At 65.1% G+C, this 15,766-nt stretch carries 11 protein-coding genes; 1 reads left to right on the forward strand and 10 read right to left on the reverse strand.

Features of this window, described 5'->3' with window-relative positions; translation table 11 throughout:
• Positions 1–36: 36 nt before the first annotated feature.
• The gene (locus GTP27_RS00220; RefSeq protein ID WP_161037195.1) at positions 37–1,563 is read left to right on the forward strand and encodes an FHA domain-containing protein; all 1,527 of its coding nucleotides are present in this window, start codon (positions 37–39) and stop codon (positions 1,561–1,563) included.
• 66 nt (positions 1,564–1,629) lie between these two features.
• Here the strand turns inward: GTP27_RS00220 and GTP27_RS00225 are convergent, their stop codons facing one another.
• From GTP27_RS00225 to GTP27_RS00270, 10 genes are all read right to left on the reverse strand, one after another.
• Positions 1,630–2,508 (reverse strand): pirin family protein, encoded by an 879-nt coding sequence (locus tag GTP27_RS00225; protein WP_161037196.1) that lies wholly within the window; start codon positions 2,506–2,508, stop codon positions 1,630–1,632.
• 4 nt (positions 2,509–2,512) lie between these two features.
• Positions 2,513–2,911, reverse strand: coding sequence for an OsmC family protein (locus GTP27_RS00230; protein WP_161037197.1), 399 nt, complete (start codon positions 2,909–2,911; stop codon positions 2,513–2,515).
• Between the two features lie 85 nt (positions 2,912–2,996).
• Positions 2,997–3,341: a zinc ribbon domain-containing protein YjdM gene (locus GTP27_RS00235; protein WP_161037198.1), complete on the reverse strand. Its 345-nt coding sequence runs from the start codon at positions 3,339–3,341 to the stop codon at positions 2,997–2,999.
• Between the two features lie 57 nt (positions 3,342–3,398).
• Entirely contained in the window at positions 3,399–5,705 is a 2,307-nt protein-coding gene (locus GTP27_RS00240) for an SUMF1/EgtB/PvdO family nonheme iron enzyme (RefSeq protein WP_161037199.1), read from the reverse strand.
• Positions 5,706–5,723: 18 nt separating this feature from the next.
• Entirely contained in the window at positions 5,724–7,817 is a 2,094-nt protein-coding gene (locus tag GTP27_RS00245) for an SPFH domain-containing protein (RefSeq protein WP_161037200.1), read from the reverse strand.
• 93 nt (positions 7,818–7,910) lie between these two features.
• Positions 7,911–9,083 (reverse strand): hypothetical protein, encoded by a 1,173-nt coding sequence (locus tag GTP27_RS00250; protein ID WP_161037201.1) that lies wholly within the window; start codon positions 9,081–9,083, stop codon positions 7,911–7,913.
• A complete protein-coding gene (locus tag GTP27_RS00255) occupies positions 9,080–10,138 on the reverse strand; it encodes a hypothetical protein (protein ID WP_161037202.1) in 1,059 nt (352 codons plus the stop codon). The genes GTP27_RS00250 and GTP27_RS00255 overlap by 4 nt, the downstream gene beginning before the upstream one ends.
• Positions 10,138–10,731 (reverse strand): glutathione S-transferase family protein, encoded by a 594-nt coding sequence (locus GTP27_RS00260; RefSeq protein ID WP_371865868.1) that lies wholly within the window; start codon positions 10,729–10,731, stop codon positions 10,138–10,140. The genes GTP27_RS00255 and GTP27_RS00260 overlap by 1 nt, the downstream gene beginning before the upstream one ends.
• A gap of 11 nt (positions 10,732–10,742) precedes the next feature.
• Positions 10,743–12,059 (reverse strand): hypothetical protein, encoded by a 1,317-nt coding sequence (locus tag GTP27_RS00265; protein ID WP_161037204.1) that lies wholly within the window; start codon positions 12,057–12,059, stop codon positions 10,743–10,745.
• 140 nt (positions 12,060–12,199) lie between these two features.
• Positions 12,200–15,607, reverse strand: a complete 3,408-nt coding sequence (locus tag GTP27_RS00270; RefSeq protein ID WP_161037205.1) for a penicillin-binding transpeptidase domain-containing protein — start codon at positions 15,605–15,607, stop codon at positions 12,200–12,202.
• Positions 15,608–15,766: the final 159 nt, after the last annotated feature.

The raw sequence follows: 15,766 nt of genomic DNA on the forward strand, positions 1-15,766 counted from the left end.
CGCCTACACTGAGGGCTATCCCAGTGCCGGTTCATCATGAAAAAATGCAGTAACGCCCAGCATCCGCATTGCACTTACTGGGTCATGCCTGGAGCGCAGACTTGCGAGGGCGGCCACGCCCAGCCTGCACCGTCCAGTTTTGACCTGCTCAGTGCCATGCGCACGGCCCGTGCCACCTCCGCCGGCACGGCGCTCGATGCTGCGCCTGCAGAAAACATCCCCGCCAATTACGCCCGCCCCGTCCAGCGTGCCCAGTCTGCCCGTCCGCAACTGCATATCAGCGGTTTCGATCCACGCGCTGCCGGCGGCCGTCAGGCACTGAAGATGAGTTTGCGCGGCATGCCCGAAGGCTGCGCGCCCGAACTGATCCTGCAACTGCAATCGGATCTGATTCCCAACGGCGCCTCGCAGCAATCCCTGGTGCGCGCCAGTAACGGCGAATGGCGCCCCGTATTCGCCGAGTTTTCCTCGCGCGGCAAAGAACACGGCCAGTACCAGATCAGCATCGAGTTACTGAGCCGCCATGCCGGACTGGCCACGCGCAAATGGGTCTGCACCTTCGTGATACTGGTGCCCCGCCCCGATGCCACCCTGACGGAAATTCACCGCATCTTCCTCAGCACCCACAAGAACGTGCGGGTGATGGCCGATGATGCAGCGATCGCCCGCGTCAGCGCGCCCGATGGCCACAGTGTGGATATCGACGTCACGGCACGCAATGCCGGCATAGCCCAGCTGGATCTGGGCGCCAGTGCAGGTAAAGTTGACCTGAGCTTCCCGACCATTGCGTGGGATGAGGACCTGATCGAAATCGATATGCCGCAAGGTGCAGCGATGCACCCGCATCCTAGCCGCGCCGCCAGTCTGGTGAACGTGGCGCCGGAAGCGGGCACCCAGCGTCAGGTGCGCCTGTTCGCGCTCGACGAATGCGTGCTGGGACGCTTCGAGCTGGTCGATCCGGAAGCCGATCTGCTGCTGACCCACTACACTGCGGACGGGCAGGACACCAATGGCCTGACGCGCCGTCTGTCCGGCCGCCATGCCGTGATCCGCCGCGCCGGTGCCGGTTTCGAAATCGAGGATGTGTCGCGCTATGGCGTGCTGCTCGATGGGGTCTGGCCGGGCAAGCACAAGCCGACCATGCTGCGCCTCGGCATGCGCATCGAATTCACTGCCAGCATCAAGGGCATCGTGGTGCTCACGGTTTCGGCCATCATGCCGCATGGCGTGATACTGCACCGGCTGGACCAAGGCGCCAGCGCCGAATGCTATGTCCTCCTGACGCCGGAAACCCATCCCGGCTATCCGCTCAAAGCCTATCCGGCCACGCCGCAGGCCGCTGCGCTGCCCGTGCTGCTGCACCGCGACGGCGGCTTCTGGCATCTGGATCAGGTCACCGGCAAGGAAACCGCGCTGGCTCCCGCCACGCCGCTGGATAAGCTGAGCCGCATCGCCCGCCCTAGCCGCTTTGCCAGCGATCCGTATCCGGAACACTGGATCATACGCACCAACGCCACCGATCTATATCAGACGGTGGCCGCCAGTGCACTCTCCACCGCCTGATACGGCGCGGCGACAGCACTGCTGCAGCGCCGCCGCAGCAACACCAGCGGAAGTTTCTAGCGTGCCTTAACGGGGCAGCCGCGCCGGCAAGGGAATGAACTCCGTTTCGCCGGGCACCGCATCGAAGCGCTGCGCTTCCCAGTCCTCGCTGGCCTGCACGATGCGCTCCTTGCGCGACGAGACAAAATTCCACGACATATAGCGATGCCCATCCAGTGGCTCGCCGCCTATCACCACAAAGCGTGCTTCCGTTTGCGCAGCGATCCGGGGCACGGCTGCCGTATCCAGCAAAGCCATGGCATGCAAGGCCAGCTCCCGACCATCCACCGAAATCTCGCCGCTCACCGGATAGATGGCGGCTTCCGCCGGAAGCTGATCGAGCGACAGCACAGCGCCAGCCTGCAGCATCACGTCCAGATACAGCGTACTGCTATAGGTCTGCACGGGCGACGTCAGGCCGAAGGCTGAACCCACCAGCACCCGCACGCATACCCCTGCGCCGTCGTATTCCGGGATGGCTTGTGCCGGCGTGTGGCAGAAACCGGGCTCGGTCTCTTCGTGTGCCACCGGTAGCGCGGCCCACAGTTGCAGGCCGTGAGTACGGTGCGGCACCCCCGCCAGATCTGCCGGAGTACGTTCCGAATGGACGATGCCGCGCCCTGCCGTCATCCAGTTGATGGCGCCCGGTTCGATGCGCTGCACGCTGCCCACGCTATCGCGGTGGTCCATCGCGCCTTCGAACAGATAGGTCACCGTGGCCAGACCGATGTGGGGGTGCGGCCGCACATCGTGGTTGGCATCGGCCGGTACATCGACCGGACCGAAATGGTCGAAAAATATAAACGGCCCGACCGCCTGCTTGACGGCCGCAGGCAGATAGCGGCGCACCAGGAAACCGCCGCCCAGGTCTTTCTCGTGGCCCTTGATAAGGCTAGCGACGCCCATATGCCTAGCCCAGTACGGTGGTAATTTCCGTCGTGACGGAGGCCATCAGCTTGTGGATGGGGCATTTCTGGGCAGCGGCCAGCAGTTCGGCGCGTTGCGCTTCCGTCAGATCGCCGTTCAGATGCAGCGTTACGGCGAGACGATACACGCCCTGACGCTCTTCGCTGGCGTCACGCTCGATATCGACTTCCACGTTCTCAAGGGGGATGTTCTTGCGCTTGGCGTACCACACCACGGTCAGCGCCTTGCAGGAGCTCAGGGCCGCATCGTACAGATCATGGGGCGAAGGGCCGGCATCGCTGCCGCCTTCGGCTTCCGAACCGTCGGTCGAGAAGATGTGATCGCGCACATGAACGATGTGGCGCATAGGCAGCGACTGGTCGCGCAATACTCGGATAGTCATACGGCGGTCCTTTATGGAGGATACAAAGAACCGCTAATTTACACCGTTTGGCGCGCGCTCGCAGGAGGCGGCTCGCGCCAGCGTTTTACACGACTTTTTTGACGAATTCCGTTTTCAGGCTCATGGCGCCGAAACCGTCGATTTTGCAGTCGATATCGTGGTCGTTATCCACCAGACGGATATTCTTGACCTTGGTGCCGACTTTGACGGTGCCGCCACCGCCCTTGAGTTTCAGGTCCTTGATCACGGTCACAGTGTCACCGTCCTGCAGGATGTTGCCGACCGAGTCGCGGTACACGCGGGCACCTTCTTCCACTGCTTCGGTGGCGCTGGCGCTCCACTCGTGCGCGCACTCCGGGCACACCAGCATGGCGCCATCTTCATAGGTGTATTCGGAATGGCATTTAGGGCATGGTGGCAGTGCGCTCATGGTAGTAGTCCAGTAGTGAAAGGTGAAAGAGGGCGACAGTATACACCCCGCCGCCCGCTAGACCAATTTTCGCGCCACCCGGAAGCCCACGATATCATTTGCCAGCACGGCAGAAAAACCGTTGCGCACGGCCGAGCGCAGGTAGCGCGGGTTGTACAGCCAGGAACCGCCACGCAGGATGCGGCGCACCTTGTCGCCGCCCTCCTCCCACGCGCTGCCATCGCTAGGCGCGCCGTCGTAATTGTCGTGCACGACGTCCTGGGTCCATTCCCACACATTGCCATGCATATCGAACAGTCCCCACGGATTGGGCTGGAACTGGCCCAGTTTGCTGGTACCCTGCAGGAAAGCGCCGCGCGGGCCATTGTTGTAGGTGTAGTTGCCGTCGTAGTTGGCCTGTTCGGTGCTAATGCTGTCGCCCATGTGGAAAGCAGTACGGGTGCCGGCACGGCAGGCATATTCCCATTCCGCCTCGCTGGGCAGTCGATAGGTCTGCCCGGTCTGGGCGGATAGCCAGCTCACGTACTTCTGCGCATCGACCCAGCTCACGCCCACCACCGGATGTTCGTCCGTCTGGGCAAAACCGGGGGCGCGCCAGTCCGTATCGGACAGCGATTCCCAGCCGGTGGCGCGCACAAACTGGCGCCACTGCCCTACCGTCACGGGGAAGCGGCCCAGCGCAAACGAGTATTCGATGCCCACCCAGTGCTGCGGCAACTCGCGCTCCAGCCAGGCTTTCTGCGCACCAGCCTTGATGGCCATGGCCCGTTCCAGCTCGTGCGACCCCATCTGGAAGCGGCCCGTCGGTATCAGTACCAGATCGGGCCCCACACCGCTGCCGTCAAGGAAGCGGTCGCGCAGTACGCCATTGGCATCCGCTACCGGACTGCGCTCGGTAGGGCGCAAAGCCGCCAGCTCGGCGGCATGGCGCTCGGCCTGCTGTTTGCGATGGCGTTCCTGTTCGGCGCGATAGGCAGCTTCCGCTTTCAGCTGGGCGGCCTTGCGCTGCTGCTCGGCGCGCTCTTCGCGCGCTTTCTGCGCATCGGCTTCACGCCGCGCCAGCAACTGCTCGCGCAAGGCCTGCTTGCGCGCCTGCGCTGCGGCTTCCGCTTCCGCTTTCTGGCGCGCTTCCAGCACTTTGCGCTGCTGCTCCAGCCGGGCTTTTTCTACTGCGGCGGCGCGCGCCTCGGCCTCGCGCTTCTGCGCCAGTTCGGCTGCCTGTGCGCGGCGCTGCTCGGCTTCGGCGCGTTGCTGTGCCAGCCGTTCTTGGTGCGCTGCCTGCGCCGCAGCCTGCTCGGCCTTGCGCTGCTGTTCGGCCTCCTGCGCCTGCCGTGCCTGTGCTGCCAGCTCTTCCTCGCTGGGGCCGGCTGCTGCCCGCAAGGCTTGCAGCAATGCGGCAACCGAAGGCGGACGCTGCTCGGCCAGATAGGCAAAGCCCTGCTGCAGCACCTGCCATTGCGCCGGATTCAGGGCCTGCGGCGGCGACGGATGGAAATCTGCCATGCGCATGGCCTCGAACGGCATGCGGCCTTCCAGCAACTGGTAGATCATCACGGCCACGGCATACACATCGAGCGTACGGGCAGGCTGGCGCTGACGGGTGCCCGCTTCCGGCGCACGATAGCCCACCGTACCCGCATTGGGCGTCTGCAAACCGAGACTGCTGCCGGCATTACGCACGCGCGAGGCGATGCCGAAGTCGAGCAGCTTCACATCGCCATGGCTGGTCAGGTAGACATTGCCGGGCTTGATGTCACGGTGTACCAGCTTGTGCTTGTCCCACGCATAATCGAGCGCGTCGGCCACCGGCGCGAGCAGCCGGTCGATCGCATCCGGCGCCAGCCTGCCTTGTGCTGCCAGATAGGCATCGAGGTCTTCGCCTTCCAGATATTCCATGATGATGAAATAGCTGGAGGTGGCCGGATCCTGCGCCCATTCATACACGCGCACGATGTTTTCATGCGCCAGCCGGCGCGCCTGCGTGGCTTCCTCGATCAGCAGCTTGGCGTGGGTGGCGCTCTGGGTGAGCTGGGGCGGCAGAATTTTCAGTGCCACCATTTCGCTATGGCCTAGTTCGGCGTGCGTGGCCAGATCGGTGGCCTGCCAGACCTGCCCCATGCCGCCCATGGCGATCAGCCGCTCCAGCCGGTAGCGCCGGTTCTGCGGGCCGATCTCCTGCCCCGCGACAAAGCCCAGCTCCGTACCCTGCCGCGCTGGCAACGTTGCTACGGCGCTGGCGCCGGGCGGCGCATATTCGGCATCGAGGATGGCGTTCTTGCGGCGGTCGAACTCCTGCAGGCTTAATAGCCCGTCGTCATGTAAAGCCCGCAGTTCGCGGATCCGGTCTCTTGCTGTCTGCATCATGATTCGAAATGTCGGCTCTTATGCCTTGCTGGTTTCCTGCAAGGCCACGCCACAGGTGGCGCAAAATCTATCTTCGCTATGGTCGGTACGCAGCGCATGGCCGTTGCTGCAGCGCGCCGCTGGCGCCGCCACGGCCACCGGCTGGCCCGCCCCCACTACCTGCGCATGGGCATGGATCTGTGCTGCGTTCATCCCCGCCTGTATCTGTAATCCCATGACATCGGCCAGCGCCTGCACATTCGGCGCGGCGGCTGTGGCCAGTTTGGCCGTGTCGCTGATGCGGTGCATGGTCTCCATGCGGGCCAGTTCATGGTTCTGCTGTGCTAGCAGCACCTCATAATCACCCTTCCAGCGGGCATAGCGCTCTTCCCTTTCCTTGTCCAGCTTGCGCAGTTCCTGCTGCCATTGCGCCTCCTGCTCCCGCTGGCGCAACAGCTGGCGTTGTTCGTCTATGGCCAGCTGGTCGAGCATGGCCTGCTTGGCGCTGGCCTGCTGCTGGCGCGTATGCAGCTGGTCGGCTTCCAGTGTACGCAACAGCTTTTCGTGCTGGGCCAGCGCCTCTGCCGCTGCGCCTTCGCGCTGTAATGCGGCCAGCCGCTGCTGCACCTGCGCCACCTCGACCACATTGGCAGCATCCTTCACCGCATCGGCCCGCAGCAGATCGCGCTGGCGTGCCAGCGCCTGCTGGTCCTCCCATTCCTGCACGCGCTCGGCCTCGCGCCGCCGCGCCAGACTGGCCAGCGTCAGACTTTGCAGCTGCTGCTGGTGCGCTTCCGCTTCGATCGCCAGTTCACGCTGCTTTTCCTCTTTCTCCTGCGCGCGCAGCGCCAGCAGTTCATTGCGGCGCTGCGCCTCGTCTTCGATGCGCAAGGCATTTTCGATCTGGTTTTCAATGGCCTGCTGGCGTAACTGATGCGACAGGCGCTGCTGCGCCAGCTGGCGTTGCTCGGCCGCCGTCTGCTGCAGCACTTCCAGCTCGGTCTGCATGCGGATGCGGGCCAGCTGGCGTACATGTTCCCAATCCGCTTCCTCGCCGACGCGGCGCGCCTGGTTCTTGGCCAGCTCATGTTCGAGATCGGCCAGCACCGTGCCCGCACCTTTATCCAGTGCCACCTTGCGCGTCTTGGCCTCCATGATGCGGCTGTACAGGTCCACTTCGCGCGCGCGCAGCGCCTGCAGGCGCTCGGATTCCTTCAGCGTCAGCTCGGCCTTGTCGATGGTCGCGTCCTGCTTCAGTTCGGCGCGGCGCAGATCGGTGTGCAGCTTGCGCTCCTCGCGCGCAATGGCCTGCCATTCTTCCTCGTCGTATAGCTGGTCGAGCTGGCGCCTATGTTCGAGCTGGCCCTGCCGTTCGTCCGCCACCAGCCACAGACTACCCACCCGTTCGCGGTTGTGGTCATATTTATCATGCCGCAGCGCCACCGTCTCCACCCGCTCGACGGCAAGACCGTAGCTGGCCAGACGCAGCTTCAGTCCTGATTGCAGGCGCTCATCGAGCTGCTGGCGCAGATGGGGGTTGTCAGCCATATCGCGTATCGAGCGGCTGGCAATGAATTCCGTTGCCAGCTGGCGCACGGAGGGTTCCAGCAAATCCTGCAGATGGCGCGTCGTCACCGTGCCGGGCGAAGTCATGAAATGGCGCGCAAACGCCGCTACCTGATCCACCGCGAGGCTAACGGTAAAACTGGCCGTCACCTTGAGCTGCTCGGCCGTGCGCAACTGCTCGAATTCGAAGCTGACCGGCAAAGCCACACTGCGGGTGATCAGAATTTCTGCATGCTGGTTACGCAGCAGATGGTTAAGACGGGTGAAAAATCCTTCGATTTCGTATTCGCCCTGCGGCACTTCGGTGGCCTTGTCGGCCTGCAGGATATAGGCGCGCGCCATGGCCGGCACGCGCAGTGTCTTGGTGAAAATGCCGGACAGGGCACTTACGCCGAAATACACGGCCAGCTCGTCGTCAGCCGGTATCCAGCGGTTATCGCGCAGCACGGGCGCATTGCGCGGCGCACCAAGCGTGAGTCCGCAATGCTGGCAGTAGCCCGACTGGCCGTCGTTCTTCTGCTCGCAGCGCGGGCAGTTGACGCCACCAAAACCAAACTTCTGGAACATGTCAGACTCCCTCAACCATTCACTTTGCGGATTACTCTGCCATCAGCCGATTCTAGCAGGGCAAACCCATTCTTGCGCGCGTTTGCGCACGTTTTAAATCATACCGATGCGGCTGATACAGGCCAGACTGGCGCCACGCTGGCGCAGCCGAGCCTGATAGCCGGCCGGTAAGCTTGCCGACCAGTCCGCCGGCAGCAGCACACGGTCGCCCGCGCCGGCTTGCCGGATTATCAATTCCAGCTTGGCCTGCTGGCCGTCCACCGTTTCCACCTGTCCCGCATGCCATGCGCTGGACTGGCCGCTGGCGATCAGCCGGCCACGCGGCAGAAACTCGCGTCCGCGCGCCATACGGTCCGCCATCACCAGTGCCAGCTCATACGAAGCGCCCTGAAAATCCGGCTGGCCGAAGCGCACCAGCGTGCGCCAGCGCCCCAGCCCATGACCATCGAAATGACGCGCAGCGGCCAGCGTCTGGCGCAGCGCCTGCAAGCGGGACGGTTCCAGCTGGGGTGCGCTGATACTGTCTTCTTCACTGCACGTAGCATCGGCCGCGTCGAGCGGATACACGCTCACTTCCACCCATGCCAGGCTGTCATGCAGACCGCCGCTATACAGGGGGAACCAGGTGCGCACGGAGGCCACACAGTCCGCCTGATCGGCATGGCCCTGCAGGGCGCCCAGATGGCTGATCGCAAAGCAGCGGCTATCCGCTACATGTGGCAGCGTTGCTGCGGCTTCGCTATACACCAGCACACCGCCACTACCCAGCAGGGCCAGTGCCCTACTGTAGCGGTCTGCCGGATCCGCATCGCCATACATACCCGCCGTGCCGGCCAATGCAGGCTGTTGCTGGCGCTGCGGCTGCGCGCCGCCGTGAGCTGGCCATTCCGCCAGCCGCAAACGGCCCAGATGCCAGACGTCGGAGCTACCAAAGGCAAAGACGGCGGCCGGATCGGCTGGCGTATAGACGCCGCGCGCCATGCGGTCTGCCAGAACGGCAGCCAGCTCCCAGTCGCGCTCCAGCGCTGCAGGCGCAAGGTCCATACTCAGCACCACCTGATCGCGCGTGTCGAGCACCGCTTCCGTCAGGCGGGCCATACGCACTACCTGCTGCATGCGCTGGGCCAGCGCGGGTGCTGCTGCAACGCTGCATTTGACATCGGCACGGTTGGCGCGCGGCCGGCGGCTGGCGGTAATCGTCAGCACACGCCCATCGGCCAGAACACTGCGGCACACTGCGTTCGCGGAGATAGCGGTCTGTTTCATGCTGCCTCCTCGACGGGCGGATACAACTGGCGTCGCCCGGCCAGACCTGTTTCCAGATTGGCGCAGATACGCCCGGCTTCGTCCAGCAATGCCAGCCATTCGCTACTGCGCGCAAGCTGCATGCGCGCCAACACAGCCCATGCTTCATCGAGTGCCTGCACGGCCAGCAGCGTGTGGCCGATGCGGCGCTGCTGCTGTAGCACCGGCAACGGCTGATCCGGCGCCGCCCAGCCCAGCGCGGGCATACTGGTGGCGTTCAGGCTGGCCATCCCCAACCGCAGCAATAGCGCCTGATGCTGTTCGAAAGTGCTGACGCCGGCCGGTAGTTCCAGCAGTCGCAGGCCGCTGCACAGGGCTGGAAGTTCGATAAACAGGCGGCGCAAGCCGCTGGCATCTTCACTGGCCCCATAGGCTACCGCCCCCGCCACCGGCTGCGGTACTGCCGGCGTAATCATCAACGGCAGCGGCGCGGCAAGCGGCGCCATGGCGCGGCCACGCAGAATGGCGGCATAATCAGCCTGCGGCGCCAGATCGGACGGTACGCAATCATCCACCGTCAGGCCAAAGCGGGTGTACACCAGCTGGTTCAGCCCGGCGCGGAAAGCATGCCACTCCTCCACCGTGGTACAAGGCGGCAGATCGAGCGTGCCTAATGCCAGCGCGCTCTGCAGCGCACTTTGCAGGGCGAGGCGTAACTGTTCGCTGCTCAGTTTCTGTGCTACTTCGCTTTGCAGCATCAGATCGAAGCGCTGCTGCGACACACGCGGATCCGCCGCGTCAACCAGCACGCGCAGACGCAAGCCCCATTCTGGCGCGGCGGCAAAGGGCAGCAGATCAAACGTGTATGGCCCGGCATGGAAGCACCACGCGCGCTCGCCCTGCGCCAGCACGACCTTGCCCGCAGCCTGCCGGCGCGTCTGTCCGTTGGCGCCGCACAGCACCAGCGTGCTGCCGGCTGGCGCAATGCTGCCCGCCTCGCAAGCCAGTGCGATGACCGTGCTGCCTAGCGCCGGCATATCGGGATGGGCAGCTTTGCGGCGCGAGAATAGGCCCATTAGTCCTGCCCTGCCGGTTCCACCGCAAAGCTGGCGCCATGCTGCTGGAAATGCTGTGCAGGCGCCGCTGCATGCGGCCATGCGCCTTCGCACTCGCCGTCACCATCCAGCCCGCCTTGCAGTATCAGGCTGCCGGCACCATCGCGCACTTTGACCTGCCAGCCCTGCTGCACAGCCAGTGCAGCAAACGGTGCATCGGCCACCACTGCGAGGACCACACGCCAGCCCTGTTCCGACTGCAGAAAGTCCAGCGTCCAGTAGCCATCCTCGGTACGCAGGGTATCCAGCGCCGCAGCCGTAGCGGCGGCGCGCAGCAGACCACGGCTGCCGTGCCAGCCTGCGCCTGCGCCGCAGTGTTTATGGCGCGCCCCCTGCGCCTCGCGGCGGCGCTGCTGTGCCAGATGGCGCAACCGGCGCAAGGTCAGGGGCGAAGCCTGCAAGGCGGTACGTTCGGCAGGCGTCAGCGGACGGCTGCCGTCGAGCGCACCCAGCAGGGTTGCATCGGCCAGCATCAGCCGGTCGCCGGCTACGGCGCGGCCCAGCAGCAGTTGCTCCTGCAGTCTGGCTTCGAGCTCGGGGATTGTGGGTTTCACTGCATTCTCCTTCATACCGCCACGCTATCACGGGCAGCATACAGCTTATCGATTGCTTCATTGCGGCGCTTGCGCAGGGTGGGCATGGAAATGCCATCCAGTGCGGCCAGCTGCTGCAAGGTGGGTAGTTCACCCGTCGCCGGGTCCAGCCAGACATCAGGATAACTGTCATCGGCCACACCCAGCAGCTTGTGGAATACCGCCAGCCGTATCGGCAGACTCTCCTGCGCCAGGATGCCCAGCATACGGCTGCCGGCATGCTGCGCCAGCCGCGCCAGTTGCAGATAGTTGGGGGGCAGGGAAACGGCGCTGGATCGGTCCTGCTCTAGCAGTCGGGTGGCTTGGTCCGGCGCTTCGAGACCGGCTTGCGCGCCCGCGCCCTCGTCCTCGTCCTGCCCGTCCTCGCCCTGCCCGTCCTCCTCCTCGCCCTCGTCTGTCGCCTCCGTGTATTCGGCCTCGCCCGAATCCGCCAGCAACTGGTCTGCCTGAGCGTAATCGCCGCGCTGCTCGCACTGCTCGGATTCGTGCACGACGCGCCAGTAGTCTTCCAGCCATGCGCCCGCCTCGCCCGCATCGCCACGGAATGCCTCGACGCTATCCTGATTGGCCGAGAGCTGCTCGTACTCGCCGATTTCGGCCAGCATGGCAGCGATCTTCTGCGGACTGTTTTTCAGGCTGGCGAAGCGCTTGGAACGGGTATGCAGCGGGCCAGCGGCACCGCCGAACTGCTCCAGCGTAGCGCTCCATGCAATGACCCACTCGGCCTTGCAGCCTGATACGGACTTCATCTGCCGCACTTCGATGGGAATACCATGCAGCTCGCGTCCCAGTATGGCCCCCACCTGGGCGCCATGCGCCTGCCAGTCGGCAAATAGCGCGGCGATCTCGCGGTAGGCCGTATCGAGCATGCGGTAAGTGTAGATGCGGTTGGGCGAGCAATCGCGTCCCGTCGCGACCATATAGGCATCGGCATCGAGCCGGTCGCGCAAGCCTGCATACAGGTCATTGACCTTCTTGCGCAGTATGCCCTCGCAGGCCGGCTCCTGCCAGAATGCGCCACTACGGGCGAATTCCGTCTCCAGCGTGGCCATGAAAGCCTGCCAGTACGCCGGCTGGCCAGGCAGCTCGTAGAGCAGGCTTAATGCCAGTTCGCCCACACTGTCGCCATAGCTATTGCCATCGGCCACTGCACGCGCCGTGTGGCGGCAGGCGTGCAGCAGCGCGCCCGTCTCGTCGACGTAGCGATCTAGCAGAGCCGGGTCCTGCAGTTCATGGGGAGCAAGCTGGCGCAGTACCTGCACACTGGCTTGCCCCAGCAATTTCCGCACTTGTTCCCAGCCGGGTTCCTGATACCGCGTTCCTGGCAGGCGCATACTATCCTGTTGTGTGATTGATCAAAGTTCGCCACAGGGCGAACGCCTTAAGATCATCCCACACTGGCGCACCGCTCAATTGCGCAGTGACAGGGCTAATTCTGCCTCTGTTCGCCATTCTGAGTGGCTTGCATGGCAAGTCTGGCAACCGGCACGGCAGCTAGCGCCGGCACATGGTCGCTGCCGGCTTGGGCTTGGGCACGGACCAGCGCTGCCAGCACCGTGGCCAGCACCGGCGCAGCGTGCTCGCCACCCGTAGCATCGGAATGGCTGACGAATATTGCCACTGCCAGCCGGTGCGTCTGGCCCGGCAGGCTGCCCGCTTCCAGCCAGCCGGTGAACCACACGGTGGCGCTATCCGGACCAGTAGGCGCCGTACCGGTCTTGCCGTACAGACCGCGCCGCAATCCGGCCAGCGCCGGCTGGCGGAAAGCACCGGCGCCGGTACCGATATCGACCACACCCTTCATGCCGGCCCGTATGCGGTCCAGCCGTATGCCCAGTGGCGCCGGTTCCGGCGCTGCGCTGGTGCGCTGGTCCAGTGCCAGCAGCAGGCGCGGGGTGACCACCCGCCCCTGGGCAATCGCGGCCGAGGCCAGCGCCATCTGCAGCGGCGTGGCCTGCATGCGCAAGCCTATGCTCATCTGGCGCAATTCGTGGCGCGTGTGGATGGGGTCGATGTGGGCGGGCGTGGCTTGCAGCGCGTCCCAGTAGCGCCAGTCGTAGTCGGCCGGCAGCAGGCCGCCATCAAGCCGGCACGCCTGCTCGAAACCCAGCCGGCGGGCAGCCGCCACGATAGGCCGCACCGGATCGAGCGCAGCAGCATCGAGCGCCTGCAGATCCGGCGCACCGCCTTCGGCGCGGCCAAACAGGGAACGGTCGCTCAGTTCACCAGTCCATGCAAACCACGTATTGATGCTATACGTGAGGGCTTGCGCCAGTCCCAGCTTGCCATCCTGCGCGCGCCGCTCCAGACTCTGTTCGTGGTAATTCGTCACATGGGCCAGACGGGGATTGAGCGGGTAGCTTGCCGCATCGGTCTGGAAGCCGAAGCCACGCTGGCGCGCCAGCTGGTTCAGCGCGGGTAAAGGCTGGCCTGCCAGCAGTGCATCGAGCTGACTATCGTCGCGAGCTGCCAGCTCCAGCCCCAGCGCGCTAACCACCTTGAAGGTAGAGCCGGGACTCTGATGCGCGCCGCCATCATGCTGCCACGCGGGCAGGCGCAGCGGACTGCGGGCCGGACTGGTACGGTCGAAATCGCGCACTTCGGCCCAGTTGGCTGCATTCACCAGACCGGTGCCGGCGCCCGCTGCAGCGAGAATATCGCCGTTCTCCGCATCCAGTATCACCATGCCGGCATGGCGGCCTTCTGGCACAGGCTGCGCAGCGCGACACTGGCCATCCTCCCAGCGGCCACGGCGCAGGCCTACACAGTCCAGCACCTGCTGGCTCAATGCCTGCAAAGGCAGATCGAGCGACAAACGGGCCTGCTGCGGCCCGTGCGGCAGACGGGCCAGCATGCCCGCCACGCTGCTGCCATGGTCGCGGGCCAGTCCCAGCAAGGGCGCCAGTCCGGCTTGCGCGGCATCGGCAGTAGGAGCGCCATCGCGCCACAGCGGCGTGCCATGCCGGTCGCTCAGCTGCAGCGCGGCGGGTATCCCGGCCTGTGCGGGCAAACTGGCCTTGCCGGCAGCCGCAACGGGCAAGGCCTGCCAGCGCAAAATGCCGTGATCCAGCGACAGATGGCGGTATTTCTGGTCTTCTTCCGGCTGGAAAGCCAGCGGTACCACGTCCAGCACGACGCTGCGTGCCCCCGGCAGCAGGTCCAGCACCAGTTGCTGCACATCGCTGGCAGCACGGCAGGCCCGCCCTGTACAGGCGGGCATGCTGCGCACGCTGGCTCCGGACACCTGCAGCACGCGGCCGATCAGCATCAGCCGCAGCGGCGTGCTGCCCTGAGCCGCAGGCGGCACTGCAAACTGCAAGCGCACCTTGCGCTGCTGCGCCTGCAAGCTTTGCGGCCAGTGGGCCAGCCGGTTCCAGCTTTGCCAGCCCTGCGGCAAAGCATCGAAGAGCCGCGACGCAGCGACGGGCATCTGAGCCGTCGTCGCCAGCGGCACCGACACACCGTCATCCTTGGCCACCATGCCGGCCTGCCACTGCGCGGGTGCATCGGTGTGGCGCCGATCTACCGTAGCGGCAACGGCGCCTGCCTGCGCCACTTTCGGCACGCGCCATGCAAGCAGCCAGCGTTCGCTGTTGAACAGGTCTATCTGCTGCCGCACATAAGCGCCGTCGGCCTGATAGTACAGGCGCTTGAGCAGCTTGCGCGTAGCGGCATCATGCGCCACGTCCTGCCATGCGGCGGGTCCATCCACCCGCTGTGCCGTACCCAGTTCCTGCCACTGCAGCAGGTCGGGCGGCGCCAGCTCGATGCTGCCCTGACTATTCAGACGCAGCAAGCCTTGCGCCTGCAAGGATGCAAACAGGCTGGCGTCTTCCAGCGCGGCAGCGGGGCTGGCCGGCACCTGATACACACCTGCCATCAGCAGACTGCTCACAGGCCGCCCGCGTGCCGGAAATGCCTGCACCAATGCTGCCGGCGCAGGCGTGCTGACGCCAGCCTTGCCGTCCAGGTCGCGATGCGCCACGCGATACAGCTGCAAGGACAGCTCGCCCGCCTGCGGGCAGATGATATTGTTGCGCCGTTCAATGCGCAGTGCAGCCCGCTTGCCCCACACCAGCCAGCCTAACTGGCGCAGGCCCACCGTAGCCGCGCTGCCCTGCTCGATCTGTCCCAGGCTGGCATCGCTCAGCCAGCGCACGTCGGAAGTCTTGCTCTGCCAGCTTAGCTGCAATGGTTCGCTGGCAGGGTCGCTGAATGCGCGCACCGCCTTGCCAGTGATCTGCACCAGCGGCATACCGTCCATATCGCCCTGCTGCGATACCAGCAGCACATTGCGCAGGGCCTGCGGCGCCTTGCTTTCCTCATTCTGCCCTACCCAGCGCTGTACATCTTCAAAACGGTAGCCGATACGCAGCGGCAGCAGGCGTGCGTCATCCGGCGCACGCAACTGGCTGCACAGATCGATACGCACAGGTGGTGCGGCCTGCATACCGGCCAGCACCAGCAAAGCAGCTTCGGGCTGCAGGCTAGTCGTAATACCGGCCTGCTCCGGTACCTCGAAGCGCACCCCGGGCAGCACGCCCTGAAACGCCTGCACCGCGCGCTCGGCACGGGCAGACTGCACCGTCACCCCGCTGCCGCCAGCGAGAAAACGCGCATGCACGACGATCAGCGCAGCACCGGCTAGCATCACGCCAGCCATCAGCAGCCAGTGCCAGCGCAGCAGGCGCGGCGAGCGCGGACGCCAAGCCGTGCGCGTCGGCAGCAGCTGCGCTAGGGTTCTATCCGTCCCGCCCGCACGGAAATTGGCGGCGCGACGACGGGCGCGACTGCGCGCCTGTGCAGTCTGCACGATGGTAGAGATAAAACGCAACATGGCTTCCTCGCATGGATAGTCTGGCGACGCCTGCTACTTGCCGGGGGCCAGCGAAAATCGCCGTGTCGCGGCCGACGTTTTATCGCGCCTATCTGCAATTCGCGCTGTCCGCGTGGCGCTTCGTCGCAATCCGCTGGAGGCTAGCGGGCCAGTGCCATA

This window comes from Duganella qianjiadongensis (genome assembly GCF_009857915.1).
Classification (GTDB): Bacteria; Pseudomonadota; Gammaproteobacteria; order Burkholderiales; family Burkholderiaceae_D; genus Rugamonas; species Rugamonas qianjiadongensis.

Excerpts from the sequence above, each read along its gene's own strand:
- GTP27_RS00220 (WP_161037195.1), top strand. The coding sequence starts at position 37 with ATGAAAAAATGCAGTAACGCCCAGCATCCGCATTGCACTTACTGGGTC.
- GTP27_RS00225 (WP_161037196.1), bottom strand. The coding sequence starts at position 2,508 with ATGGGCGTCGCTAGCCTTATCAAGGGCCACGAGAAAGACCTGGGCGGC.
- GTP27_RS00230 (WP_161037197.1), bottom strand. The coding sequence starts at position 2,911 with ATGACTATCCGAGTATTGCGCGACCAGTCGCTGCCTATGCGCCACATC.
- GTP27_RS00235 (WP_161037198.1), bottom strand. The coding sequence starts at position 3,341 with ATGAGCGCACTGCCACCATGCCCTAAATGCCATTCCGAATACACCTAT.
- GTP27_RS00240 (WP_161037199.1), bottom strand. The coding sequence starts at position 5,705 with ATGATGCAGACAGCAAGAGACCGGATCCGCGAACTGCGGGCTTTACAT.
- GTP27_RS00245 (WP_161037200.1), bottom strand. The coding sequence starts at position 7,817 with ATGTTCCAGAAGTTTGGTTTTGGTGGCGTCAACTGCCCGCGCTGCGAG.
- GTP27_RS00250 (WP_161037201.1), bottom strand. The coding sequence starts at position 9,083 with ATGAAACAGACCGCTATCTCCGCGAACGCAGTGTGCCGCAGTGTTCTG.
- GTP27_RS00255 (WP_161037202.1), bottom strand. The coding sequence starts at position 10,138 with ATGGGCCTATTCTCGCGCCGCAAAGCTGCCCATCCCGATATGCCGGCG.
- GTP27_RS00270 (WP_161037205.1), bottom strand. The coding sequence starts at position 15,607 with ATGTTGCGTTTTATCTCTACCATCGTGCAGACTGCACAGGCGCGCAGT.